This window comes from Dactylosporangium sp. McL0621 (assembly GCF_049995355.1).
Classification (GTDB): Bacteria; Actinomycetota; Actinomycetes; order Mycobacteriales; family Micromonosporaceae; genus Dactylosporangium.
The window spans coordinates 12,075,486-12,098,443 of record NZ_CP188259.1 but is presented as its reverse complement, the minus strand read 5'-3'; the positions used below and the strand labels follow the sequence as shown (position 1 = coordinate 12,098,443).

The 22,958-nt window shown below is 71.1% G+C and carries 25 protein-coding genes and 1 tRNA gene; 9 read left to right on the top strand and 17 right to left on the bottom strand.

Annotated elements, in window-relative coordinates; translation table 11 throughout:
- The gene (locus ACPPVO_RS57425; RefSeq protein ID WP_426508173.1) at positions 1-567 is read right to left on the bottom strand and encodes a TetR/AcrR family transcriptional regulator; all 567 of its coding nucleotides are present in this window, start codon (positions 565-567) and stop codon (positions 1-3) included.
- 84 nt (positions 568-651) lie between these two features.
- On the opposite strand from ACPPVO_RS57425, the gene ACPPVO_RS57420 reads away from it, so the two are divergent.
- Positions 652-1,410, top strand: coding sequence for an SDR family NAD(P)-dependent oxidoreductase (locus ACPPVO_RS57420; RefSeq protein WP_426508171.1), 759 nt, complete (start codon positions 652-654; stop codon positions 1,408-1,410).
- Here ACPPVO_RS57420 and ACPPVO_RS57415 read toward each other — a convergent pair.
- Positions 1,402-1,701 (bottom strand): MGMT family protein, encoded by a 300-nt coding sequence (locus tag ACPPVO_RS57415; RefSeq protein ID WP_426508169.1) that lies wholly within the window; start codon positions 1,699-1,701, stop codon positions 1,402-1,404. The two genes, ACPPVO_RS57420 and ACPPVO_RS57415, sit on opposite strands and share 9 nt — an antisense overlap.
- Before the next feature lie 52 nt (positions 1,702-1,753).
- Here ACPPVO_RS57415 and proB point away from each other — a divergent pair, with 52 nt between their 5' ends.
- Entirely contained in the window at positions 1,754-2,854 is a 1,101-nt protein-coding gene (proB, locus tag ACPPVO_RS57410; RefSeq protein ID WP_426508167.1) for a glutamate 5-kinase, read from the top strand.
- Between the two features lie 126 nt (positions 2,855-2,980).
- Here proB and ACPPVO_RS57405 read toward each other — a convergent pair whose 3' ends face one another.
- The 3 genes from ACPPVO_RS57405 to ACPPVO_RS57395 form a co-directional block, all read right to left on the bottom strand.
- Positions 2,981-4,648 (bottom strand): caspase family protein, encoded by a 1,668-nt coding sequence (locus ACPPVO_RS57405; RefSeq protein ID WP_426508165.1) that lies wholly within the window; start codon positions 4,646-4,648, stop codon positions 2,981-2,983.
- A 391-nt stretch (positions 4,649-5,039) separates the two neighbouring features.
- Positions 5,040-5,267 carry a hypothetical protein gene (locus ACPPVO_RS57400; RefSeq protein WP_426508163.1) on the bottom strand — a complete coding sequence of 76 codons (228 nt, stop codon included), beginning with the start codon at positions 5,265-5,267 and terminating at the stop codon, positions 5,040-5,042.
- Positions 5,268-5,462: 195 nt separating this feature from the next.
- Positions 5,463-5,642: a hypothetical protein gene (locus ACPPVO_RS57395; RefSeq protein WP_426508162.1), complete on the bottom strand. Its 180-nt coding sequence runs from the start codon at positions 5,640-5,642 to the stop codon at positions 5,463-5,465.
- Positions 5,643-5,775: 133 nt separating this feature from the next.
- Between ACPPVO_RS57395 and ACPPVO_RS57390 the strand changes: the two genes are divergently transcribed.
- Genes ACPPVO_RS57390 through ACPPVO_RS57380 form a run of 3 tightly spaced genes read left to right on the top strand, consistent with a single transcriptional unit; the run spans position 5,776 to position 7,771 of the window.
- On the top strand, positions 5,776-6,285 hold the full coding sequence (locus ACPPVO_RS57390) for an NADH-quinone oxidoreductase subunit B (RefSeq protein ID WP_360374758.1): 510 nt from the start codon (positions 5,776-5,778) through the stop codon (positions 6,283-6,285).
- Entirely contained in the window at positions 6,282-6,800 is a 519-nt protein-coding gene (locus ACPPVO_RS57385; protein ID WP_426508160.1) for an NADH-quinone oxidoreductase subunit C, read from the top strand. Before ACPPVO_RS57390 ends, ACPPVO_RS57385 begins: the two co-directional genes overlap by 4 nt.
- A complete protein-coding gene (locus ACPPVO_RS57380) occupies positions 6,800-7,771 on the top strand; it encodes a complex I subunit 1/NuoH family protein (protein WP_360374903.1) in 972 nt (323 codons plus the stop codon). Before ACPPVO_RS57385 ends, ACPPVO_RS57380 begins: the two co-directional genes overlap by 1 nt.
- Here the strand turns inward: ACPPVO_RS57380 and ACPPVO_RS57375 are convergent.
- Together ACPPVO_RS57375 and ACPPVO_RS57370 are read right to left on the bottom strand one after the other, a co-directional pair.
- Positions 7,737-9,197 (bottom strand): pyridoxal phosphate-dependent decarboxylase family protein, encoded by a 1,461-nt coding sequence (locus ACPPVO_RS57375; protein ID WP_426508158.1) that lies wholly within the window; start codon positions 9,195-9,197, stop codon positions 7,737-7,739. The genes ACPPVO_RS57380 and ACPPVO_RS57375 overlap by 35 nt on opposite strands.
- Positions 9,139-10,485 (bottom strand): MFS transporter, encoded by a 1,347-nt coding sequence (locus tag ACPPVO_RS57370; RefSeq protein ID WP_426508156.1) that lies wholly within the window; start codon positions 10,483-10,485, stop codon positions 9,139-9,141. Before ACPPVO_RS57370 ends, ACPPVO_RS57375 begins: the two co-directional genes overlap by 59 nt.
- 79 nt (positions 10,486-10,564) lie before the next feature.
- Here ACPPVO_RS57370 and ACPPVO_RS57365 point away from each other — a divergent pair, with 79 nt between their 5' ends.
- A complete protein-coding gene (locus tag ACPPVO_RS57365) occupies positions 10,565-11,914 on the top strand; it encodes a gamma-glutamyltransferase (protein WP_426508155.1) in 1,350 nt (449 codons plus the stop codon).
- A gap of 57 nt (positions 11,915-11,971) precedes the next feature.
- On the opposite strand, the gene ACPPVO_RS57360 is transcribed toward ACPPVO_RS57365, so the two are convergent.
- Positions 11,972-12,052 (bottom strand) — tRNA-Tyr (locus ACPPVO_RS57360).
- Positions 12,053-12,154: 102 nt separating this feature from the next.
- Between ACPPVO_RS57360 and ACPPVO_RS57355 the strand changes: the two genes are divergently transcribed.
- Positions 12,155-12,649 (top strand): YajQ family cyclic di-GMP-binding protein, encoded by a 495-nt coding sequence (locus ACPPVO_RS57355; RefSeq protein WP_360374714.1) that lies wholly within the window; start codon positions 12,155-12,157, stop codon positions 12,647-12,649.
- Positions 12,650-12,817: 168 nt separating this feature from the next.
- Here ACPPVO_RS57355 and ACPPVO_RS57350 read toward each other — a convergent pair whose 3' ends face one another.
- The 9 genes from ACPPVO_RS57350 to ACPPVO_RS57310 form a co-directional block, all read right to left on the bottom strand.
- Complete coding sequence (locus ACPPVO_RS57350; RefSeq protein WP_426508154.1) at positions 12,818-12,982, bottom strand: hypothetical protein; 165 nt, start codon at positions 12,980-12,982, stop codon at positions 12,818-12,820.
- Positions 12,983-12,993: 11 nt separating this feature from the next.
- Positions 12,994-14,235 carry an MFS transporter gene (locus ACPPVO_RS57345; RefSeq protein ID WP_426508152.1) on the bottom strand — a complete coding sequence of 414 codons (1,242 nt, stop codon included), beginning with the start codon at positions 14,233-14,235 and terminating at the stop codon, positions 12,994-12,996.
- A 132-nt stretch (positions 14,236-14,367) separates the two neighbouring features.
- On the bottom strand, positions 14,368-15,243 hold the full coding sequence (htpX, locus tag ACPPVO_RS57340; protein WP_426508151.1) for a zinc metalloprotease HtpX: 876 nt from the start codon (positions 15,241-15,243) through the stop codon (positions 14,368-14,370).
- Positions 15,244-15,392: 149 nt separating this feature from the next.
- On the bottom strand, positions 15,393-16,895 hold the full coding sequence (locus ACPPVO_RS57335; protein ID WP_426508149.1) for an NADH-quinone oxidoreductase subunit N: 1,503 nt from the start codon (positions 16,893-16,895) through the stop codon (positions 15,393-15,395).
- Complete coding sequence (locus tag ACPPVO_RS57330; protein ID WP_426508148.1) at positions 16,892-18,484, bottom strand: complex I subunit 4 family protein; 1,593 nt, start codon at positions 18,482-18,484, stop codon at positions 16,892-16,894. Before ACPPVO_RS57330 ends, ACPPVO_RS57335 begins: the two co-directional genes overlap by 4 nt.
- Entirely contained in the window at positions 18,481-20,322 is a 1,842-nt protein-coding gene (locus ACPPVO_RS57325) for an NADH-quinone oxidoreductase subunit L (protein WP_426508147.1), read from the bottom strand. The genes ACPPVO_RS57330 and ACPPVO_RS57325 overlap by 4 nt, the downstream gene beginning before the upstream one ends.
- A complete protein-coding gene (gene nuoK / locus ACPPVO_RS57320) occupies positions 20,319-20,699 on the bottom strand; it encodes an NADH-quinone oxidoreductase subunit NuoK (protein ID WP_426508145.1) in 381 nt (126 codons plus the stop codon). The genes ACPPVO_RS57325 and nuoK overlap by 4 nt, the downstream gene beginning before the upstream one ends.
- On the bottom strand, positions 20,699-21,223 hold the full coding sequence (locus ACPPVO_RS57315; protein WP_426508143.1) for an NADH-quinone oxidoreductase subunit J family protein: 525 nt from the start codon (positions 21,221-21,223) through the stop codon (positions 20,699-20,701). Before ACPPVO_RS57315 ends, nuoK begins: the two co-directional genes overlap by 1 nt.
- Before the next feature lie 78 nt (positions 21,224-21,301).
- Positions 21,302-21,808 (bottom strand): NuoI/complex I 23 kDa subunit family protein, encoded by a 507-nt coding sequence (locus tag ACPPVO_RS57310; RefSeq protein WP_360374696.1) that lies wholly within the window; start codon positions 21,806-21,808, stop codon positions 21,302-21,304.
- A gap of 84 nt (positions 21,809-21,892) precedes the next feature.
- Between ACPPVO_RS57310 and ACPPVO_RS57305 the strand changes: the two genes are divergently transcribed.
- The gene (locus ACPPVO_RS57305; RefSeq protein ID WP_426508141.1) at positions 21,893-22,189 is read left to right on the top strand and encodes a hypothetical protein; all 297 of its coding nucleotides are present in this window, start codon (positions 21,893-21,895) and stop codon (positions 22,187-22,189) included.
- 439 nt (positions 22,190-22,628) lie between these two features.
- On the top strand, positions 22,629-22,850 hold the full coding sequence (locus ACPPVO_RS57300) for a hypothetical protein (RefSeq protein WP_426508140.1): 222 nt from the start codon (positions 22,629-22,631) through the stop codon (positions 22,848-22,850).
- Positions 22,851-22,958: the final 108 nt, after the last annotated feature.

Sequence of the window (22,958 nt, the reverse complement as noted above, 5' to 3'; positions counted from 1 at the left end):
TCAGAGAACCTCGGTCAGGGCCGCGTCCAGGGCCACCCGCAGCGCCGTCGAGTCGCCCGTCGCCAGCAGGATGCCGACCCCGCCCTGCACGGCCGCGAGCATGACGAGTCCGGACTTTTCCGGATCCGCCGCGCCGGCCCGCGCGGCCCCCTCGGTGAGCCGCGCCCGCCAGGTCTCGAGCAGGCCGGACACGATCGGCCGCACCTCGGGGTTGGTCGGCGCCAGCTGCCTTGTCAGCGCCGCGAGCGGGCACCGCGTCCCCTGCGCCTCGTAGCGCGCGATCACCGCATCCCGCCAGGCCGCCCACGACTCCGGCGGGCCGAGAGAGGTGAGGTGGGGCTCCTGATCGTGCAGTACCGCCGAAGCCTCGTGCTGCGCGACGGCCAGCAGGAGCTGGGAGCGCCCCTCGGGGAAGTAGTGGAAGAGCTGGCTCTTGCTCGTGGCGGTCGCGGCCCGGATGTCGTCGAGCGACACCTCGCCGACGCCCCGCTCGCGCAGCAGCGCCGCGGCCCCGGCCACGATTCGTTCCCGGGTCGCGGCCCCCTTCCGCGTCAGCGCCGTGCTCATGAGCACATCCTAGCTTTGTGGACCAGCCAGTCCAGACGGTGTTACGTTGGCTGGACCAAACAGTCCATTTAGGAGTTGTACCCCATGAGCCGTCTCGCCCGCCGCACCGCCCTCATCACCGGCTCGACGAGCGGCATCGGCCGCGCCATCGCCGAGCGCTTCGCCGCCGAGGGGGCCACCGTGCTCGTCGCCGGCCGGCGCGCCGACCTCGGCGCCGAGGTGGTCGCCGGGATCACCGCCGCCGGCGGCCGCGCGTGCTACCTCCCCGTGGACCTGACCGCCGGCCGCGAGGCGATCGAGGAGTTCGCGGCCCGGGCCGGCGACGTCGACGTGCTGGTCAACAACGCCGCGTACCTGGTCGGCGGCCGCCCCACCTTCGACACCCCCGAGGACGTGGTGGACGCGGCCCTGGCCACGAACATCAAGGCGCCCTACCTGCTGACCGCCGCCCTGGCCCCCAAGATGCAGGCCCGGGGCGCCGGCGCGATCGTGAACATCGGCTCGATCAACGCGCTGACCGGCATGGCGGGCAGCGCCCTGTACAGCGCGACGAAGGCCGCCCTGCACGCGCTGACGGCCGCGTGGGCGGCGGAGTTCGGGCCGTACGGCATCCGCGTCAACACGATCGCGCCCGGCCCCACCGACGTCGAGTGGTCGACGTCCATCCGCCCGCACCTGGAGCGTATCGTCGCGACCGTCCCGAGCCGCCGGCTGTCGAGCCCCGCGGAGATCGCCGCGGCCGCCGTGTTCCTGGCCTCGGACGAGGCGTCGCACATCCAGGGCGCGACGCTGCCCGTCGACGGCGGCCTGACCACGGTCACGGCCCACGGCGCCCTAGTCTGAGTCGGGCCACCAGGCCGCGCGGCGCATGTCGACCTTCTCGGCGCGCAGCGGGGTGCCCTCGCTGCGGTGCCGGCGCAGCGCCTCCTGCTCGTGGCCGGGGACCAGCCGCCCGTTCGCGGCCACGACCCGGTGCCAGGGCACCGGCCCGCCGTAGTGCGACATGACGGCCCCGACCTGGCGGGGTCCGCCCTGGCCGAGATATTCGGCGATCGCGCCGTACGACATGACGCGCCCGGGCGGAATCCGCTCCACGAGCGACAGCACCAGCTCGGTGAACTCCTCGTCGGCCACGATATGGGAACCTACCGCGCCGCCGCCCCGGGCACGCGGCAAGATTAGCGGCGTGCGCGAACAGGTCACCGAGGCTCGACGCATCGTCGTCAAGATCGGGTCGTCGTCGTTGACCACCGCGACCGGAGGCCTGGACGAGGCGAGGGTCGACGCCCTGGTCGAGGCCCTGGCCACGAGCCCGGCCGAGGTGGTCCTCGTGTCCTCGGGCGCGATCGCCGCCGGCCTGTCCCCGCTGGGCCTGCCCCGCCGCCCGCGCGACCTGGCGACCCAGCAGGCGGCCGCGAGCGTGGGCCAGGGCCTGCTGATGCGCGCGTACAACGACGCCTTCGCCCGCCACGGCCGCGTCGTCGGCCAGGTCCTGCTCACGGTCGACGACGTGACGAGGCGAGCCCACTACCGCAACGCGTACCGCACCCTGCGCCGGCTGCTGGACCTGAAGGCCATCCCGATCGTGAACGAGAACGACACGGTGGCGACCCAGGAGATCCGCTTCGGCGACAACGACCGCCTGGCCGCCCTGGTCGCCGCGCTGGTACACGCCGACCTGCTCGTCCTGCTGTCCGACGTGGACGGCCTGTACACCGGCGACCCGTCCCGGCCGACCTCGAGCGCCATCACGGACGTGCGCACCTTCGCCGACCTGAAGGGCGTCGACGTCCGCCGCCCCGGAAAGGCCGGCGTCGGTACCGGCGGCATGGTCACAAAGGTCGAGGCGGCCCGCATCGCCACGACGAGCGGCATCCCGGTCGTCCTGGCCTCGGCACCCAATGCCGCGGCGGTCCTCACGGGCCAGCCGGTGGGCACCCTGTTCCACCGCCAGCGGGACCGCCCCCAGGCCCGCCTGTTCTGGCTCGCCCACGCAACGACCCCGCGCGGCCGCCTGGTCCTGGACGCGGGCGCCGTACGAGCGGTCGTGGGCGGCCACGCCTCACTGCTGCCAGCGGGCATCACGGCGGTGGACGGCCGCTTCGCCGCGGGCGACCCGGTGGACCTCGTGGACGGCGGAGGTGTTCCGGTGGCCCGCGGCCTGGTGAACTACGACGCGGAGGAGCTGCCACCGCTGCTGGGCCGCTCGACGGGCGACCTGGCCGCGGAGCTGGGCCCGGCGTACGAACGAGAGGTCGTCCACCGCGACGACCTGGTCCTGCTCTAGCCGCAGCGCGACGTGCGATGGGCGTTTCGGGCTCGAACTACCGCGGGACGCGGGCTGTGAATCCGCCGCGAAGGAAAAGAGGCTCGGATTGAGGGCGACGTGGGTGATTGTCCCGTGGTCTTCGATCTAGCGGTCTCTGCTACCCGCGACATTCCGCGTAAACCGGCCTGCCGCCTTGCCTTGCAGTGGCAACAGTTGGCCAGCGCCGGACGCCAGGGAAATACAAGATGCTGCCAAGGCGGTGATGCTGAGAAACCAATGGGGGTAGTTACCGCGAAATGCATCTGCAGCCGAAGATATCAACGTCAGCAACCCGAGGGCGAATAGGGATGCCAGGATCGGTGGGGACACCCTCCACCACCAGGCGCCCGCCATCAATAGGCCGACACCAAATGCAATTACTCCGCTTCCGGCATTCAGGCCGGAGTAGAAACCGCTCGACTGGTCCGGGCCTGGGTCAAACTCGAAGGGAATGCAATTTCCCAGGAAGAGAAGGACTGAAGACGCGACGAATGCGGCGTCTCCCAACTTAGTTAACCGCGCCGCCGCGATCAGAGTGATGAGAGCGAGGCAAGTCCAGGTTGCCACCCATGACGCTGTGACAAACCCTCGACCCGAGAGTGGGCCGAGGCACAGGACCGCCGCCGGAACGGCGAAACCTGTTTGCATACCTCTGACCACCTTGGGTGCGCGTCGATCGTACTGCAGAAGATATCGACGGCGCGAGAGTCGTCTGGGTAACCGCTTCTCCACCACGAACTTCTCAAGGATTCCCAATATCAACTGGATAACCCCGAGTGCGCACGCCGAGGCGATCGCAATCTCTTCGGGCAAATAGTTATGGTCGTCCGAAACGTACTGGTTGTGAGATTCGGCGAAGACAAACCTGAAGGCCATCGCGGAGCAAGCAATTAGGGCGAGTGATAGCGAAATTGACATGACCGATCCGCGCATGTCTGCTACCGAGAAGTCGCCCTGCCGTCGCCGGGCCAGTGATAGATTACGCAGGTACGCGACGATGGAGGGTGAATCGGCCAGCTTGCCGGGCAGTTCGGGTGCGGCCGGTCCATGCTCGACCAACTCCGGTTCGGGGCGCTGGAGCCGTTTTGCCATAGCCACTCGACCGGCCCCGTCGAAGTCCCGCTCGGGACGAGAAAATTCCTCTCCGAGTCGAGCCTCTACGTCTCGAAACACGTCGTCGATATCGACATAGCCATCGTGGTCGCTGTCCTCGGCGCCCAATTGGAGGCTCTCCAGAAGTGCTTCCGTAAACGGACTGGGAGTGCCGACCTCGGCGGAATCATTCGCCACATCTACCGAGGTGGTGGCGCTGATTATGTATCGCCCGGTACCGGTAAGGCCGGTCGAAGGCTTTCCTTTGAAGCCGCCGCTGAAGCAGCAGTCAAGGAGGATGATGATCGACTCGGCAAAGCTGTCATTGATGATCTTGCCAATCTCGTCGGTCGAGATGCCGGTAGACCGAATATGTGATACCAAAGTGTCTCTAAGGCAGAGATATAGCGAACCTCCCGCGAGTTGGCCGTGCCCGGAAAAATAGAACAGCAGCGTGTCACCACTCCGGGCGCTTCTGAAGAAGTTTTCTATCTTCTCGAATACGTCTCGCTGGCTGCGTTCAAATAAGACTGCAACGTTGTTCTCGGAAAACATTCCGACATTGTCGTCAGTAAGTTGCCGCCATAAGTAGAGTCCATCGACCTGCGGGCCGTGCAAGTTTGGCAGATGGACTGGATCTTCCGGATAGGTTGAGTTACATACCACCAAGGCTCGATACATCCGCCAGTCCCAGTCTGCGAGGTCGGTAGGCCTGTACGCTACCGAAAGCATCCGAGAAGTGGGAGGTCCGGCGGTGGCAGACTTAACTCTGACAGTAGAGCCGATCCTGGAGGGCTTAAGGCCAGGTCATCCAGCATATCTGGCGGCGTCCGAGGAGCTTCTGCAGTTGAGCCCCAACTCGGAGGCCGAGTCGTTGGAGTCGACTCCAGGAGCCAAGGGCCACCCGACCGAGCTTGCTTGGCAGCTAGCACCGGCTGCGCCAGTCGTGGTTGGGGCGCTCTTGCGCGCTTGGCGGCTGTGGCTTCAACGCGACGGCCGCCGCAGCCTCAAGGTCACCGTCAAGGAAGCCGGAGTCGCCACAAAAGAGCTTACTATAGACGGAGAGAATATCTCACTCGAAACCCTTGAGAATGCCATTGTGCACGCCCTTGGCCAGGATGGCCAAACCCGAATAAGCGAGCAGGATTCCGCCGATTAGGGTGCGTGCAATTTCGTCGAAACGATCTGACTGCAACGCGCGAAGCTGAACATCGGCCTCCGTTGCAGCAGGGTCAGACTCGACGATCGTTCGTGCCGACTGCGCGGTCCAGCGGACACCGCATGATCTTCCTGCCGCCACTGGCAACGCTGAAGGGGCCTGTACCCATGGTCCCCTCCTGTGTGAAGGCGTGCGGCGGGCTGTTGAAGTGGTGATTGGGAACGTCAACGGCTTCGTCGACCTCGCCTCGCATCCGGCCGGGATCTACCGCACCGCCTAAGGTCGCGTCTTCGCCAAGCTCGGCGACGCCACGCACGTCGACGCCGAAGTTCGCGGCTAGAGGTGGTCGGCGAAGTCGTCGCCACGCCGGCGGTGGTCGGCAAGCGAGCCGTGCTGCTGCTCGAAGCCGTCGACGGAAGTTCCGGCCCCCAACGGACCGAGGAACAGTGGCGCAAGGTCGAGCGGGCGACAATTCGGGCCGTTGCCCCAGGGTAGCCGGCCGGTCGAGATCAACACCCGGCGGGAGTTCTACGTCGAGCGCCGCGTCCGGCCCCATCTCCGCGACGCCCGGCTGCCCCCGGAACTCGCCCTGCGGCGTGGACCGACCGGGCCGGCTTTCTCCGGCGCATCGCGCGAGTACGCTGTCGCCATGTCGGGAGTGCTGGGTGAGCCGATCAAGTTCGTGCTCAACTGGGGGCGGCGCTACTCGCTGTGGGTGTTCAACTTCGGGCTCGCCTGCTGCGCCATCGAGTTCATCGCCACCTCCATGGGGCGGCACGACTTCATGCGGCTCGGGGTCATCCCGTTCGCGCACGGGCCGCGGCAGGCCGATCTCATGGTCGTTTCCGGCACCGTCACCGACAAGATGGCGCCCGCGGTCAAGCGGCTCTACGACCAGATGCCCGAGCCGAAGTACGTCATCAGCTTCGGCGCCTGCTCCAACTGCGGCGGGCCGTACTGGGACTCGTACTCGGTGACCAAGGGCGTCGACCAGATCATCCCCGTGGACGTGTACGTGCCCGGCTGTCCGCCGCGGCCCGAGGCGCTGCTGCACGGGATCATGCGGCTGCAGGAGAAGATCGCCGGGGAGCAGGCCGGGCTCGGCGGCACCCCGCGGCCCGACGTCAAGGCGCTGACGGCGCCGCCGGTGAAGAAGTGATAGGCGAAGTCTCCGAGAGCGGCGGCGGCCGGTTCGCCCGCCCCACCTATGACGTGCCCGCCGACGGCTGGGCCGAGGCGATCGAGACGGCCAAGGGCGAAGGGTACGACTACTTCGACTGGCTCTCCGCGGTCGACGAGCTGCCCGGCGGCTTCATGGTCGTCGTGCACCTGTGGTCCATCGCGCAGAAGAAGGGCGTCCTGATCCGGGCCGAGATCCCGCGGTCGGCGCCGGCCATCGCGAGCATCGTCGGCATCTACGCGGGCGCGGCCTGGCACGAGCGGGAAACGCACGAGATGTTCGGCATCGGGTTCACCGGGCACGGCGAGCTCAAGCCCCTCCTGCTCCCCGAGGAGTTCGAGGGCAACCCGCTGCGCAAGGAGTTCGTGCTCGCCAGCCGGGTCGCCAAGCCGTGGCCGGGCGCGAAGGAGCCGGGCGAGAGCGAGCACACGGTGAGCAAGCGGGCGCCGATGCGGCCGCCCGGGGTTCCGGATCCCAACGAATGGCCGAAATGATGCCGGTCTGGCTGGATGTCGCGATCCGCGTCGTCGGGGTCGTCATCGCGTTCCTCACCCTGCCGCTCATCGTCGGGCAGGCCGAGCACAAGGTCATGGCCCACATGCAGGGCCGCCTCGGGCCCATGTACGCCGGCGCCTTCCATGGCTGGGCGCAGCTCGTCGCCGACGGCGTGAAGTTCGTGCAGAAGGAGGACATCACCCCGCGGGCGGCCGACCGGGCGGTGTTCCGCCTCGCGCCGGTGGTCGCGCTGCTGCCGTACCTCGTCGTCCTGCTCGTCATCCCGCTCGGCCCGCACGGGCTGGTCGCGCAGAAGCTCGACATCGGGCTGTTCCTCGTGCTCGCGGTGGTCGGCGTCGGGGTGGTCGCCGTGCTGATGGCGGCGTGGTCGAGCGCGAACAAGTACGCCCTGCTCGGCGGCCTGCGCGCGGCGGCCCAGCTGCTCGGGTACGAGCTGCCGTTCATCCTGAGCGCGCTGTCGGTCGCGATGGCCGCGGGCACCCTGTCGCTGTCCGGGATCGTCGAGGCCTGGCGGCCCTGGTGGCTGCTGTGGCAGCTGCCGGCGATGCTGATCTTCTTCACCGCCGGGCTGGCCGAGATCCGCCGGCCCCCGTTCGACATGCCGATCGCCGACTCCGAGCTGGTGTTCGGCTACATGACCGAGTACACCGGTCTGCGTTTCGCCTTCTTCCTGCTGGCGGAGTACGTCGGGATCGTCGTCATCGCCGCCCTCACGACGGTGCTGTTCCTCGGCGGCTGGAAGGGCCCGTTCGGCCTCGACGCGCAGCTGGGCTGGGCCTGGACGCTGATCAAGGTGTTCGCGGTGGCGTTCGTGGTGATCTGGGTGCGCGTGTCCTACCCGCGGCTGCGCGAGGACCAGCTCCAGCGCCTGTGCTGGCTCGTGCTGGTCCCCGCCGCGCTGGCCCAGCTCGTGCTCACGGCCGCCGTGAAGGTCGCTGCAGGAGACTGAGAAAAGCCACGAGCAGCTTCTCTCGTACCGGTGGAGCCGCGGCGTCCAGCAGTGAGTTCACGGCCGCCATGCGCTCCGGCAGGCCCCCGCCCGCGCCCAGCCCCAGCGCCGCGGCGAGCTGCTCGACCGGCGCGGTCCCGAGCAGTTCCAGGACGCCGTCGGGCAGCTCGACCGGGCCGTGCGCGCGGGCGGCGGCGACCGCGGCGGTCAGGTCGGCCTCGAACTCGCCGACCCTCGGCGCCACGGCGGCGGTGACCGTCAGGTGTACCGAGGCCGGGATGTCCCCGTGCCGGAACTGCGGCTGCGTGTGCCAGCCGCGCGCGGCGAGCTCGTCGGCGAGCACGAACAGGTCGACGCCCGAGGACATGAAGGCAACGACCGTCGACTCCCGCGGTACCACCGAAAAGTCTTCGATCTTCGAAACGGCATCCGCGATCGCCCGGGTGGCGTCCCGCGCCTTCGCGGCCAGCGCCAGGTAGCCGTCGTCGCCGATGTGGCGCAGGGTGGCCCACGCCGCGGCGATCGGGCCGCCGGAGCGCGTCGACGAGATGACCGGGTTGACCATGGTGTACCCGGGCCAGTCGGCATAGCCGAAGTACTGCGACAGGCGCAGCGACTCGTCGCGGTGCAGCAGTACCGACACGCCCTTGGGCGCGTAGGCGTACTTGTGCAGGTCGACCGAGATGCTGGTGACGCCCGGCACCGACAGGTCGAACGGCGGGACGGGCTCGCCCAGCCGGCGCAGGTACGGCAGCGTCCAGCCGCCGAAGCACGCGTCCACGTGGCAGCGCACCCCCGCGGCCCGGGCCGCCGCCGCGATCGGCTCGACGGGGTCGATCAGCCCGTGCGCGTACGACGGCGCCGAGCAGGCCACGAGCACCGTCTCCGGGGTGATGGCGGCCGCGACCGCCGCCGGGTCCACCCGCAGCGACACCGGGTCGACGGGCACGGTGTCGAGCTCGACCCGCAGGTAGGCCGCGGCCTTGGCCAGCGCCGCGTGCGCCGAGACCGGCATGACCAGCCGCGGGTGCCCGACGTCCGGCCGCCCGTCCCGGGCCGCCTTCACGGCCAGGATCAATGATTCGGTACCGCCTGAGGTGACGCTGCCGACGGTGTGTTCGTCGCCGCCGAGCACCTGCGCCGCCGCCCCGACGAGGTCGTTCTCCATCGCCAGCAGCGACGGGAACGCGGTCGGGTCGAGCCCGTTGACGTGCGAGGCCAGCGCGTGCGCGGCTGCGGCGAGGTCGTCGAGGCCGGCCAGGCCCGGGTCGTACACGTAGGCGAACAGCCGCCCGCCGTGCGTCGGCAGGTCGTGCTCGCGCAGCCGCTGGAGCTCCGCGAGCACATCCCGGGCCGGAATGCCCTGCTCAGGCAGTGCGCTCAAGTGCCTCACCCTCCCGCGACAATCGCTCTTCGTCGAGGTCATAGCCTCGCAGAGTGAACAACGCCAATACGACGACGACTGCGGGTACCACCGTGAAGCCCAGCAGCACGCCGAGCTTCGCGGTGTCCGTCTGGGCCGCGGCGGTGCCGGAGTCGCTGGAGACGTACCCGAACCCGGCCAGGAGGAGCGCGAAGATCCCGGGCCCGAGCGCCAGCCCGAACGTCTCGCCGGCCGTCCACAGCCCGGTGAACACGCCGGCCTGGCGCCGGCCGGTGCGCGCGGCGTCGAACGCGATGCAGTCGGGGAGCATGGCCAGCCCGAAGACCTGCTGGCCGGCGTACCCGCACCCGACCAGCCCGGTGAGCACGTACACGGCCGCGTTGGGCAGGACCGGCGCCAGCCCGATGAGGGCCGCGGCGCCGGCGAAGATGAGGGAGGCCAGGACGTACGCGCGCAGCTTGCCGATCCGGGCGCCGGCCCGCGACCAGAGCGGCATCACGAGCAGGGCCGGCCCGACGAAGCAGGCGAAGAGCACGGTGGACCCGGTGTCGGGGTCGGCGAGGATCTGGGTCGCGAAGTAGCTGACCCCGGCGAGCATGGTGGCGATCCCGGCGGCCTGGATGATGAAGCAGATGAGCAGCCGGGTGAACGCTTTGTTGCTCCTTGCCGTCCGGAGCTGCGCCCCCAGGCTCGCTTCGCTTTCGAGGACTTTGCCGGTGGGCGCTTTCCGGGTGCCGAGAAAGCTGCCGAGGGTACCGACGACGATGAGCGCCGCCACGAAGACGCCCATGGCGCGGTGGCCCGGAATCCCGTCGCCGAACTGCTTGGTGACCACGGGGGCCAGCGCCCCCGACACGAGGATGGCGACCGCGAGCAGCGCGACGCGCCAGGTCATCAGCCGGGTCCGCTCGCTGTAGTCGTCGGTCATCTCGGCGGGCATCGCGACGTACGGCACCTGATAGAACGCGTACGCGGTGGCCGTGGCGAGAAACGTCAGCGCGACATATACGCCGCTTTTTATTGGTGCGGCGAAAATCGCCGCGAACAGGACGGCCACGGCGAGTCCGGCCCCGAGCAGAAATGGTCGGCGAGCGCCCCAGCGAGTGCGGGTACGATCAGAAATCCGCCCGGCAACCGGGTTGATCAGCACGTCCCATGCCTTTGGCGCCAGCACGAGCAGCCCGGCCACCCCGGCCGCGACGCCCAGGGTGTCGGTGAGATAGGGCAGAAGCAGCAAACCGGGCACGGTGCCGAACGCACCAGTGACGAGCGAGCCGAGTGCGTATCCCGCCCGCACGCGACCGGGCAGTGACTCCGACGGGTGGTTCATGGTCCACGGATGCTACCGCGAGAATTCTTCATGGAAAGCCCCCGCGGGTGTCGCCGCGGGACATCCCGCCACCACGGAGGTGGGACTGCGGGTGCTGGAGGACGGCGGCTCGGCCGCCGACGCCGGCGTGGCCGCGATGCTCGCCGGCTGCGTGGCCGAGAGCGTGCTGACCGGCATCGCGGGCGGCGGCTTCGCCACGTTCTACGAGGCGGCGACGGGCACGACGACGTGCCTCGACTTCTTCTGCGCGGTGCCGGGCCTGGAGGCCACCCGCCCCGCGGCGCCGATGGAGCCGATCGCCGTGGCGTTCGGCGGGGTCCCGCAGCGGTACGAGATCGGCGCCTCGAGCGTGGGCGTGCCCGGCGTTCCGGCGGGCGCCGGCGCCATCCACGCCCGCTGGGGCCGCCTGCCCTGGCCTCGCGTCGTGGCGCCCGCGGTGTCGCTGGCCCGCTCCGGCACGCTGCTGCCCCAGCCGCACGCCGCGACCCTGGCCTCGCTGGCCCCGGCGATGCTGCCGGGCCTGGGCGCGCAGGTGTACGCCCCCACGGGCCGCCTCCTCACCGGGGGCGACCTGCTCTACCACCCGGGCCTGGACCGGGCGCTGGCCATCCTGGCCGACGACGGCCCGGCGGCCTTCTACACCGGCGAGGTGGGCCGGCGGATGGTGTCCGCGGTCGCGTCCGGCGGCGGCGTCCTGACCGCGACGGACCTGGCGTCGTACCGAGTCCTGAGCCAGCCGGTGGCCACGGCCCCGCTGGCCGGCCTGACGGTCGCGGCCCGCCCGGACCTCAACGACTTCATCGTGACCCTGGGCGCGTTACCCGACCTGGTCGGCCTGCCCCGCCCGGCGCGGGCGGTGGCGCTGGCCGAGGCCTTGCGCGCGTACGGCACCCAGCGCCTGGGCGACACGACGAACATCTCGGTCGTCGACGGCGACGGCAACGCCTGCGTGATCACCCTGACCCTGGGCATCGGCTCGGGCGTCTGGCTGGACGGCCTGGGCATCCACCTGAACTCGATGCTGGGCGAGGGCGAGCTGATCCGCCCCGGCACCCTGCCGGGCGAGCGCATGGCCTCGTGCATGTGCCCGACCGTCGTGACGGCCCCGGACGGCCCCTTACTCCTGGCCATCGGCTCCGCGGGCGCGACCCGAATCCGCACGGCCCTGCTGCACGCCCTCATCAACACCGTGATCGACGACCACGACACGGCGACGGCGATCAGCCGCCCGCGCTTCCACGTCGTTTCGGACCTCGTCCACGCGGAGCCGGGGTATCCGGAGGATGAGCTCGAGGCGCTGCAGGAGGCGGGGTACAAGATTCAGCGCTGGGACAGGACGGACCATTACTTCGGCGGGGTGAGCGCAGTGGGCGTGGCGGGCGCCGGGGGCGACCCGCGGCGGGGCGGGATCGGCCGCCTGCTGACATAATGCAGAAGGGCCCGTCAACAAGGTTTCCCCTGGTGAAAGGCCCTTCAGACTTGCCGGTGGCGGGTAGAGGATTCGAACCTCTGTAGCTTTCGCGACGGATTTACAGTCCGCTCCCATTGGCCGCTCGGGCAACCCGCCTGGCGGAAGCCAGAATAGCGGTAGGCCCCGGGGGCAATGCAAACGGGTACCCTCGGCACGCCCACAACCGTCTTTCGCGCGCAGTAACAGGGAGCGTCTGCCATGGCTTCGGCACCCTCGTTCGACATCGTCAGCAAGGTCGACCGGCAGGAGGTCGACAACGCGCTCAACCAGGCCGAGAAGGAGCTGGCTCAGCGGTTCGACTTCCGCGGCACCGGCGCTGAGATCAAGTGGGCCGGGGAGGAGACCGTCGCCCTCCAGGCGGAGACCGAGGAGCGCGTCGCCGCGGCCCTCGAGGTCTTCAAGGAGAAGCTGGTCAAGCGCAACATCTCGCTCAAGTCGCTCGACGCGGGGGAGCCCCGCGCGTCCGGCAAGACCTACAAGATCGACGCCAAGATCGTCCAGGGGATCGAGGCCGACAAGGCCAAGGCGATCTCGAAGAAGATCCGCGACGAGGGTCCGAAGGGCGTGCAGGCCCAGATCCAGGGCGACCAGCTGCGCGTGACCGGCAAGAAGCGGGACGACCTCCAGGCCGTCATCGCCCTGCTCAAGCAGGAGGACTTCGGCATCGCCCTGCAGTTCACCAACTACCGCTGACCCACGTCCGGGGCTGGTTCGCGCGTCGAGCCGGCCCCGGCGCGGACGTCTAGCGGCGCTTGCTGCGGTTCACGATCGTGATCGTGACGACGCCGGCGATCACGGCCATCACCAACAGACAGCACAGCAGCACTTCCCACGGCCGGATTGCACCCATGACCGCGCAGCCTAGCCGAGCGGCCGCTCCTGTGTTGACCCGTCTCGATCGAAGAGACCACGAAGGTCGTCGCCGGAGGAGCGGACGAGCACGAAGCTGTCCGTGTGGCGGATCTCGATGTCGCGCTCGCCGGCCTCATCGGGGTCGGTCAGCACGACGTGGAGCGTCTGAGCCATGGCTGCGGACCCTACACGGCGGCCTGATTCTCATCGCTCGAACGAGTGACGGACGGCGCGACCACGGCGCTCGAGTCAACAACCCGCGGCGCGGGCGCCACCACGGCGCCCGCCGCGACCGCGGCCCCGGCCAGCAGAAACGCCCAGACGACCCCGCCCGGCCGGTCGACCACGAGGCCGGTCACCGCGACCCCGGCCGCACTGGCGCCGATCGAGACCGTGACCAGCCAGGTGTACGCCTCCGTCAGCATCGACCGCGGCACGACCTGCCCGACCATGGAGTTCTGGACGGTCAGCGCGGGCGCGATCGTCGCCCCGCCGAGCAGCAGCGCCAGCCCCAGCGCGAGCGCATTGGGCATCGCGGCGAGGACGGCCAGGCTGGCCGCGACCCCCACGAGCAGCCACCGCAGCCGTACGCCGGGCCGGGGCCGGACGCCGAACCACACGCCGGCGACCGCGCTGCCGATGCTCCACACGCCGAGCAGGACGCCGCCGGCGCTCTGCGGGTCGTCGGCGACGTAGGCGGTCGCGTACGCGGGCACCGCCACCCCGGTCCCGCCGAACGCGAACCCGATCCCGCACGCCGTCACGAGCAGCGCCGCGAACCCCGGCACGCGCAGGGGCCCGAGCCCGCGCGCCGGCACGTGCCCCTCGGGCCGCCGCCAGGAGCGGATCGCCCGCCCGCGCGCGACGACCAGCGTGCCCACGAGCGTCACGGCGGCCGCGCCCGCGAGCGCGACGGCCGGCTGCCACAGCGCAACGCACAGCGCGACGAGCATCGGCCCGATCACGAACACGAGCTCGAACAGCGCGGTCTCGGCCGCGAGCGCCGTCACGCGCACGTCGGGCTCATCGGCGGTCATCGCGTTCCAGGTGCCCCGCACGGCCGCCGTGAGCGGCGGAAACGTCACGCCCGCGAGCACCGCCGCGGCGAGCACGACCCCGAGCGGGAGATCCCGCAGCCCAGCAAAGATCAAAAAGACCAGGCTGCAGGGGTACGTCAAGCCGGTCATCAAGAGCACCGGCGCCGGCCCGATCCGATCGGCCAGCCGCCCCACCAGCGGACTCGCGGCGGCGCTCGCGACCGCGTACACCGAGCAGGCGAGCGCCGCCTGCGCGTACCGCCCATGCGCCTGCTCGAGCAGCAGGAGCAGCGCGAGCGAAACCATCCCGATGCCGAGCCGGGCGAACACGCCCACGACGAGCAGCACGGGCGCGCCGGGAAGCCGCCACACGGCCATGTACTGCCGCACGGCAGACCTCGATCCGATCTCTGAACAGCAAAGCCCGCCGATCGTACGGCGACCCGGCCCCCGTTTCCGCTGTGATAACGGCAACGACCGGCGGCTCGGTCGGCCGCCGGTCGTCGTCAGGGCTGGTTACTACTACCGGTGCAGGGCCACGCCGGCCATCTGCTCCAGGCGCGCCACCCGCTCCTCCATCGGCGGGTGCGTCGAGAACAGCGACGCGATGCCCCCACGCTTGAGCGGGTTGTCGATCATCAGGTGCGCCTGGCTGGCCAGCTGCCCGTCGGCCGGCAGCGGCAGCGCCTGCGTGCCCCGGTGGATCTTCCGCAGCGCGCTCGCGAGCGCCAGCGGGTCCCCGGTGAGCCGCGCCCCGGACTCGTCCGCCTCGTACTCCCGGCTCCGGCTGATCGCCAGCTGGATCACGGTCGCGGCGAGCGGCCCGAGGATCATCATGAGCAGCAGCCCACCGATGCCCGGCCCGTCCTCGTCGTCGTTCGACCCGCCGAGCGGCAGGAAGATCGCCAGCTGGGCGAGCATGGTGATCATTCCACCCAGCGCCCCGGCCACGCTCGAGATCAAAATATCCCGGTTGTACACGTGTGAGAGCTCGTGCCCGATCACGCCCCGCAGTTCACGCGGCGTGAGCGTGTCGAGAATGCCCGCGGTGACCGCCACGGCCGCGTTCTGCGGGTTGCGCCCGGTCGCGAAGGCATTCGGCTGCCGGGTCGGACTGATGTAGAGCCGCGGCATGGGCTGCCCGGCCGACGTCGCCAGCTCCCGCACCATCGAGTACAGCTGCGGCGCCTGCGCCTCGGTGACCGGCTGCGCATTCATCGCGCGGAGCGCAATCTTGTCCGAGTAGAAATAGCTGAACGCGTTCATGCCCAACGACAGGAACACGGCGATCACGAGGCCACCGCTACCGCCGAGCCAGTAGCCGACAAGCAGAATGAGCGAGGTCAGCAGCCCAAGGAGGGCCGCCGTCTTCACACCGTTGAAATGCCTGTGCTGCATGCCACCTACAACAGCGCGACTCCCCGTACCCCTTCCCAACGCACGCTGTGAGCTAGCTGAAAACTTCACCGCCCGGACGACACTTATTCCCACACGCCCCGCACAGACTCCCCACGCAGACGACCCCCTGCACGGACTCCCCGCGCCGCCTACCCGAACGTCCCGGCGGCCCGCATCACCAACTCCGGCCCGAACCCGACCAGCACCGCCACCACCGCCGCAACCCCCACAGAAGTCGCGACCGCCCACGGCACCCGAGCCCGCAGCGCCACCACCTCACCCGCCTCCTCCGAGGGGGTGAAGAACGTAGCGCCCACCCGGACGTAGTACGCCAACCCGATCACCGCGTTCACCGCCACCACGATCGCCAGCCAGGTGGCGTCCCCACCGAGCAGCGACCGGACCACCGCCACCTTCGCGAACAGCCCCGCCAGCCCCGGCGGCAGCCCCGCGAGCCCGGCCAGGGCCAGCACCAGGACGGCGGTCAGCCAGGGCGAGCGCCGCGCCAGCCCCCGGTAGTCGGCGATCCTCCCGCCGTCGCCCGCCCCGCGGACCGCGACCAGCGCCCCGAACGCGGCGAACTCGAGCACGACGTAGAAGAAGGCGTACCCGATCACGGCCGCCACCAGCAGCGGCGTCACCTCGTCGGCGGCGATCAGGGCCCCGAGCGGCGCCAGCAGATAACCGGCCTGCGCCACCGAGGACCAGGCGAGCAGCCGCACCATCCGCCGCTGCCGCAGCGCCACCAGGTTGCCGACCGTCATGCTCAGCGTCGCCAGCACCGCGAGCGTCAGCCCCGACGTCGACAGCACCGGCCGCGCCGCCGAGACCCCGACGAGCAGCAGCGCGACGACGCCGCCCAGCTTGGAGGCGGTCGACAGATACGCGGCGACCGGCAGCGGCGCCCCGTCGTACGTCGCGGGCGCCCACGCGTGCGCCGGCACCGCCGCGACCTTGAACCCGAGCCCGACCAGCAGCAGCACCACGCCGACCTTGAGCAGCGCCCCGGTCGCCGCGACCGGCGCGCCGACCTCCGCCGACTGCCCGGCCAGGTGCGCCGGCCCGGCCGCGATGTCCGAGAAGTGCACCCCGCCGGTCGCCGTGAAGACCAGCGCGGCCCCGAGCAGCGCCACCGCCGTCGACACGACGCTCACCACAAAGAACGTGACCGCCGCCGTTCCGCCCTCTCGGGCCCCGCGCCGCAGCCCCACCAGCATGTACAGCGGAAGGGTCAGCGTCTCCAGGGCCACGATCAGCGTGATCAGGTCGCGCGCGCCGCCCAGCACCACGGCCCCGGCGAGCGAGCAGGCCAGCAGGAAGCAGTACTCGCCGACCGGCACCTCGCCGGTCCGCAGCAGCGGCACGGACAGCGCGAGCGCCCCGAGCGCGAGCGCGGCGAACACGCCGGCGACGATCGCCGCCGCCGGGTCGAGCACGAGCGAGCACTGGTCGGGCCCGACGCAGAACGCGGTCCGCCGCTCACCCCCGGCCCCGACCGCGATCGCCGCGGCCATGACCCCGGCCATCCCGAGCGCGGTGACCCCCATGACGGGCCCGCGCCGCCCCGGCACGATCAGATCCACGAGCAGTGCGAGCACCGCGGTGCCCGCCGCCACGTACGCGGGGATCAGCGCCACCTGGTCGATCCTCATCGCCCGAACACCCCCGCGAGCGCCTCGACCGCCGCATTGGACCAGCCCAGCGCCAGCGCCGGAGCCACACCCACGACGAGCGTGAGCAAGACCAGCGGCGCCCAGGCGACCAGCTCACCGGCGGTCAGCCGCGCCAAGATCCGCGCGCCGGCCGGCGTGGCGCTCCCGCCTCCCGCGAGCGCGGGCACGGGTGCGGGCGTGGACGGTGGCAGCGGCCGGGCGAGGGCGGCGACGTCGGGCGTGGCCGCGCCGTGGGTGACCCGGCGCAGCAGCCGCAGGAAGTACGCCGCCGCGAGCGCCGCCCCCGCCGCGGCCAGCACGCCGAGCGTCGTCCACAGCGGCCCGCCCCGCTGGAAGGCGGCCACCACCGCGAACGCCTCGCCCCAGAAGCCCGCGAGGCCCGGCAGGCCGAGCGAGGCGATCGCCGCGAAGGCCAGCACCCCGCTCAGGGCCGGGGCCGTCTCGCGCAGGCCGCCCAGGCGGGCGAGGTCGCCGGTGTGGGTGCGGTCCTTGATCCCGCCGGCGACGAAGAACAGCAGCCCGGTGACGAGCCCGTGCGCGATGTTGCCGATGAGCGCCGCCTGCATGCCAGTGGCGGTCAGCGTGGCCACGCCCAGCAGGACGAAGCCCATATGACCCACGGAGGAGTACGCGATGAGCCGCTTCAGCTCCGTCTGCGCCAGGCAGATCAGGCCGCCCGCGAGGATCGCCGCTGTGGCGAGGACCCCGAGCACGGGCGCGCTGCGGGCCGCGCCGTCGGGCGCCACCCCCACGGCGACCCGCAGCAGCCCGTACGTGCCCATCTTCAGCAGCACCCCGGCCAGGATCACCGATCCGACCGTCGGCGCCTCGGTGTGCGCGGCCGGCAGCCAGGTGTGCAGCGGCCAGAGCGGGCTCTTGACCGCGAACGCGACCGCCAGCAGCACGAACGCCAGCAGCTGCATGCCCGCGGACATCGGCCGCACCGCCGGGTCGGACAGCGCCACCAGGTCGCCGGTGCCGGACGCCGACACCACCACGAACACGCCGACGAGCAGCAGCACCGAGCCCAGCAGGGTGTACAGCACGAACTTCCGCGCCGCCCGCCGCCGCTCGGCCCCGCCCCAGACCGCGATCACCGCATACATGGGCAGGAGCACGACCTCGAAGAACACGAAGAACAGCACCAGGTCGAGGGCCAGGAACACCCCGGTGATGCCGGCCTGCAGCACCAGCAGCAGCGACACGAGCAGCCGCCCGCGCCCCGGCTCCGGCACCCGCCACAGGCAGTAGGCGCAGCAGAGGACCGTCAGCAGCGCGGTCAGCGCGACCAGCGGATAGGAGATGCCGTCGACGCCGATGTGGAAGCGCAGGCTCAGCGTCGGCGCCCAGGGCGCGTCGATCTCGGCGAACGGCTCGATGCGCCGCACCCCCGGCGTGTCCGTGCGCGCCAGCCCGAGCGCGACGACGACCCCGGCCGTGGCCGCGGCGAACACGGTCCCGCCGACCCGCCCGGCCCGGTCGAGCCGGGCCGGCATCGCGGCCGCGAACAGCGCCCCGATCGCCGGCAACAGCAGCGCCGCGAGCAACAGCGTCTGCGCGGAGCTCATCGGCCCACCCCCAGCGCCACGACGATCACGGCGGCGAGCACCACGCCGCCGGCCAGCACCGCGGTCGCCGCCCGGGGCAGCGCGGCGGTGTGCGCGCGGGCGAGCAGCCCGCCGAGCCCACCGGCGCCGGACCCGACCCCGTCGACCGCCCCGTCCACGAGGCCCTCGTCGCCGCGGCGGGCCAGCCGGGCCAGCGCCGCGACCGGCCGGGTGACGAGCGCGTCCTGTACCGCATCCAGATAAAAGGCATTGGCCAGCAGCCGCCCGAGCGCCGTGTCGGGCAGCGCGGCGGCCGGGTCGCGGCGCCAGGCGAGCAGCGCCCCGGCGGCCAGCAGCACCAGCGCGACGAGCGTCATCCAGCCCAGGTGGGCGACCCGTTCGTCGGCCCCGAGCCGTTCGCCGAACCCGGGCGCCAGCCCGGCCAGGCCGAGCAGCGCCGCCGGCACGGCCAGGACCAGCAGCGGCCCCCGCATCGCCCACGGCGGCTCGTGCCCGGCCTCGGCCGCGGCCGTGCGCGGCGCACCGAAGAACGTGCGGCGCCAGAGCCGCACCACGTAGGCCGCGGTCAGCGCCACCGTCAGCGCCGCCGAGCCGAGCACGATCCACGCGACCCCGCGCGGCACCGGCCCGGCCCCGGTCGTCGCCTCCAGGATCGCGTCCTTGCTCCAGAACCCGGCCAGCGGCGGCACCCCGGCCAGCGCCCCGAGCCCGATCGTCATGGTCCAGAACGTCACCGGCATGCGGCCCCGCAACCCGCCCATTGCCGACATCAGGTTGCCGCCGACCGCGTGGATCACCGACCCGGCCGCGAGGAACAGCAGCGCCTTGAACGCCGCGTGCGTGAGCAGGTGGAACAGCGCCGCCGAGGGCGCACCGACCGCGAGCGCGCCGGTCATGTACCCCAGCTGGCTCACCGTCGACCAGGCGAGCACCCGCTTGATGTCGTCCTGCCCGAGCGCACTGAGCGCACCGAGCAGCATGGTCACCGAGGCCATGACCGCGAGCACGACCAGCGCCGCCGTCGAGCGCTCGAACAGCGGGTACAGCCGGGCGACCACGTAGACCCCCGCCGCCACCATCGTCGCGGCGTGGATCAGCGCGGAGATCGGCGTCGGGCCGGCCATCGCGTCGGGCAGCCAGGTGTGCAGCGGGAACTGGGCGCTCTTGCCCGCCACCCCGGCCAGCAGCAGCACGCACGCCGCGGTAAGCGTCCCGCCGGAGATCGCCCCCGACCCGGCCGCCGCGAACACGTCGGCGATCCGGAAGCTGTGCGCGTGCAGCCCCAGCACCACGATCCCGAGCAGGAAGCCGACGTCGCCGACCCGCGTCACCAGGAACGCCTTGACCGCGGCCCGCGGAGCCTCGGGTAACCGCCGGTCGTGCCCGATGAGCAGGTAGGAGCAGATGCCCATGACCTCCCACCCCACCAGCAGCGCGATGAGGTGCCCGGACACGACCACCAGCAGCATCGCCCCGGTGAACAGGCTCACCTGCGCCGCGTAGGGCGCGTAACGCTCGTCGTCGTGCAGATAGGCGACGGAGTAGACCTGAACGCAGAGCGCGACCACCCCGACGGCGATCGCGACCAGCCCCGCCGGCCCGTCCAGCCACGTCCCGAACGTCACCGTGACCCGCCCGAACTCGGCGACCGTCACACCCGCGTCGGCACCGCGCACGCCGCGCAGCGCCACGGCGATCGCGCACCCGAGCGCGACGAAGGCCCCGCCAACCCCCAGAAGAACGGAAAGACCCCGCATCCGGTACCGCAGCAGCAGCCCCGCCAGCCCGGCTCCAACGGGCACGGCCGGCAGCGTGGCCCCCAGCACGTCGACGCTCACCGAGCCACCTCCGTTCCGCCCGAGCCGGTTCCGTCCAGCCCTTCATCGGATCGAGTGCCCTGATCGGTTCTCGTCTCGCCGAGCGGGAGGTCGTCGACGACGACCGTGCGGCTCAGGCGGTACAACTGCAAAATCAGGGCGAGGCCGACGCCGATCTCCGCGGCCGCCAGCACGATCACGAAGAGTGTGAAGGACTGCCCGGCGCGCGGCACCGCGGCGCGGATGGTCGCGTCCGCGGTCACGAAGACCAGGTTGACCGCGTTGAGCATGAGCTCGACGGCCATCAGGACCAGGACGGCGTTGCGGCGCACCAGCACGCCGTAGACCCCGATGCCGAACAGCAGGGCCGCGATGGTGAACGGCAGCACGGGGTGCATCAGCCGCGCCCCCGCTCCGATGACACGCGGGCGCCGATGTCCGGGCGGGACACCACGATCGCGCCGACCAGGGCCGCCAGCAGCAGAACCGACACCAGCTCGAACGGCAGCACCCAGGTGCGGAACAGGGCCGCGCCCAGGCGCTCGGCGGTGCCGGGCTCGGGCATCGCGACCCGCGTCCACCGGAACGCGTCGATGAGCAGCGCGGCGAGCCCGGCTCCGGCCCCGGCGCCGACGAGGGCCCCGGGCCATCGGACCCGGTCGAGGTCGTCGCTGGCGCCGATCGGTGCGCGGGTGAGCATCACCGCGAAGAGCAGGAGCACCACGACCGCGCCGACGTACACCAGCACCTGGACCCAGGCGACGAGCTCGGCGGTCAGCACGAGATAGAGGCCGGCGATCGCGCCCAGGGCGACGACGAGCCAGAGCCCGGCCCGCACGACGTGCCGGGTGGTCACCACCAGCAGGCCGGCGCCCAGCGCCACCGCGCCGAGCGCCAGCGTGAGCACGTCGGCCACGGTCATCGCTGCGCCACCCTCATGGCCGACATCCTGCCACCCGGGTATGACAGGAATCGACCGCCGGGCCGTGCATCGAGTGCGCTACCGGGCGGCGCGCTTCGCGGCGGCCGTCTGCTCCTTGGCCGGCTCGCCGCGGTGGTCGTGCGCGGGCGGCGCCGGGACGGTGGGCACCCACTCCTCGAGCCGGTCCTTCTCGTGCAGCAGGTCGCGGATGTCGTGCTCGGCGTACTCGAACTCCGGCGACCAGTGCAGCGCGTCGAACGGGCAGACCTCGATGCAGATCCCGCAGTACATGCAGAGCGAGAAGTCGATCGCGAACCGGTCGAGGACGTTGCGCTGGCGGGCCCGCGCGGCCCCGGGGACCAGGACCTCTTCCTTGTGCGAGTCGATGTAGATGCACCAGTCCGGGCACTCCCGCGCGCACAGCATGCACACCGTGCAGTTCTCCTCCAGCAGCGCGATCACGCCGCGGGAGCGGGGCGGGAGGTCGGGTTCGACGTCCGGGTACTGCTGGGTGTGCGAGCGCTTGGTCATCGTGCCCAGCGTGACGGCCAGTCCCTTGGCGAGACCCTTCCCCGGAAACTCCACGTTCGGAAGGTAACACCGGACCCGGAAGGGTGGCGGCGATCGCCGGGGGCAAAAAATGTCGTACACCTGTTCTAAGATATCCCCATGAACGAGCGACGGTGGTGGAACGGTAGCTGGGCGCGGCTCACGCGTCGTGACGTCTTCGTGCGCAACGCGGCCGACGGCCGGTGGCAGGTCGAGCTTCGCCGCGGCGGCCCGGAGGGGCGGGTGCGGACCCGGGCGTTCGGGTCCGAACGAGAGGCGGTCGAGTGGATCGAGGCCACGGTGGTCGGGGCGGAGCCCAGCTGGCGGGAGATCGTGGCGGCCCGGCCCAAGGTAAAGCGGAACAGCCGGCGGGGTGCGGTGAAGGCCGTGCCGAGTCCCGGCGGACGCGTCGCATAGAGATTGCATCGGGGGGACGGAAATGTCGGAGCAAGAGATGATCTGCCGGAGACGTCGGACTTGCGATAATTCGCGCGTGCCGAATGGGTGGACCGCGAAGTTCGTTCGGGTTGCTCAAGACCCTCGGAACGTCGAGGGGCGGGCCGGTCGGTTGACGGGACCTTGGGAGAACCGAGGTCCGTACGCCGCGGGGCAGTGCCGGAACGTCGGAGGGAGTTCGACGGAGGCCGACTCACGACGACGCCGAAACGTTGCCGGAAAGCTGCGACGAGTGAGCTGATATAGCCGGTTCGCCAGACCTGAAATCGGCCGAAAGGTCGATTCTTCCGCGCGGCCGCGTCATCTTGGCCCGCGCTCTGTTGGTCCTGACGTGGCTTGTGGCACGATCGTGGGTAACCAAACCGGGCCACGTGTCACAGCGATCGCATGGGAGTAACAGATGCGCGACAAGACGCTAGGCCGGTGGATTTTGCGGTTGGCGGTGACCATCGGAGCTGGAGCGGTGGTGTTAGGCGTTGGGACCGTTGCGGCCAACGCCGGAACTTCCATGAGCGGCCGAGCTGCAGTGCTGTCGACGACGATCACCGTGACCCACCAGGCCGATGCGCCGGCGCCGGCGGGCGAGCCGATGTACGTCACCGAGGACTGGTCCTGGGAGTGACCGGACCGTAGCCATCGCAACGGGCCGCAGTTGGGCCGTGACCGCGGCCGTTCGCGAATGGGGAGCCGGTGCCCGCACCAAAGACGCCGATCAAGCGCGATGACGCCT

What these genes read in the sequence shown, in the direction of transcription:
- ACPPVO_RS57425 (WP_426508173.1), bottom strand. Translation starts at nt 567, where the DNA reads ATGAGCACGGCGCTGACGCGGAAGGGGGCCGCGACCCGGGAACGAATC.
- ACPPVO_RS57420 (WP_426508171.1), top strand. Translation starts at nt 652, where the DNA reads ATGAGCCGTCTCGCCCGCCGCACCGCCCTCATCACCGGCTCGACGAGC.
- ACPPVO_RS57405 (WP_426508165.1), bottom strand. Translation starts at nt 4,648, where the DNA reads ATGTATCGAGCCTTGGTGGTATGTAACTCAACCTATCCGGAAGATCCA.
- ACPPVO_RS57390 (WP_360374758.1), top strand. Translation starts at nt 5,776, where the DNA reads ATGTCGGGAGTGCTGGGTGAGCCGATCAAGTTCGTGCTCAACTGGGGG.
- ACPPVO_RS57380 (WP_360374903.1), top strand. Translation starts at nt 6,800, where the DNA reads ATGCCGGTCTGGCTGGATGTCGCGATCCGCGTCGTCGGGGTCGTCATC.
- ACPPVO_RS57375 (WP_426508158.1), bottom strand. Translation starts at nt 9,197, where the DNA reads ATGACCTCGACGAAGAGCGATTGTCGCGGGAGGGTGAGGCACTTGAGC.
- ACPPVO_RS57370 (WP_426508156.1), bottom strand. Translation starts at nt 10,485, where the DNA reads ATGAACCACCCGTCGGAGTCACTGCCCGGTCGCGTGCGGGCGGGATAC.
- ACPPVO_RS57355 (WP_360374714.1), top strand. Translation starts at nt 12,155, where the DNA reads ATGGCTTCGGCACCCTCGTTCGACATCGTCAGCAAGGTCGACCGGCAG.
- ACPPVO_RS57350 (WP_426508154.1), bottom strand. Translation starts at nt 12,982, where the DNA reads ATGGCTCAGACGCTCCACGTCGTGCTGACCGACCCCGATGAGGCCGGC.
- htpX (WP_426508151.1), bottom strand. Translation starts at nt 15,243, where the DNA reads ATGCAGCACAGGCATTTCAACGGTGTGAAGACGGCGGCCCTCCTTGGG.
- ACPPVO_RS57335 (WP_426508149.1), bottom strand. Translation starts at nt 16,895, where the DNA reads ATGAGGATCGACCAGGTGGCGCTGATCCCCGCGTACGTGGCGGCGGGC.
- ACPPVO_RS57330 (WP_426508148.1), bottom strand. Translation starts at nt 18,484, where the DNA reads ATGAGCTCCGCGCAGACGCTGTTGCTCGCGGCGCTGCTGTTGCCGGCG.
- nuoK (WP_426508145.1), bottom strand. Translation starts at nt 20,699, where the DNA reads ATGCACCCCGTGCTGCCGTTCACCATCGCGGCCCTGCTGTTCGGCATC.
- ACPPVO_RS57315 (WP_426508143.1), bottom strand. Translation starts at nt 21,223, where the DNA reads ATGACCGTGGCCGACGTGCTCACGCTGGCGCTCGGCGCGGTGGCGCTG.
- ACPPVO_RS57305 (WP_426508141.1), top strand. Translation starts at nt 21,893, where the DNA reads ATGAACGAGCGACGGTGGTGGAACGGTAGCTGGGCGCGGCTCACGCGT.
- ACPPVO_RS57300 (WP_426508140.1), top strand. Translation starts at nt 22,629, where the DNA reads ATGCGCGACAAGACGCTAGGCCGGTGGATTTTGCGGTTGGCGGTGACC.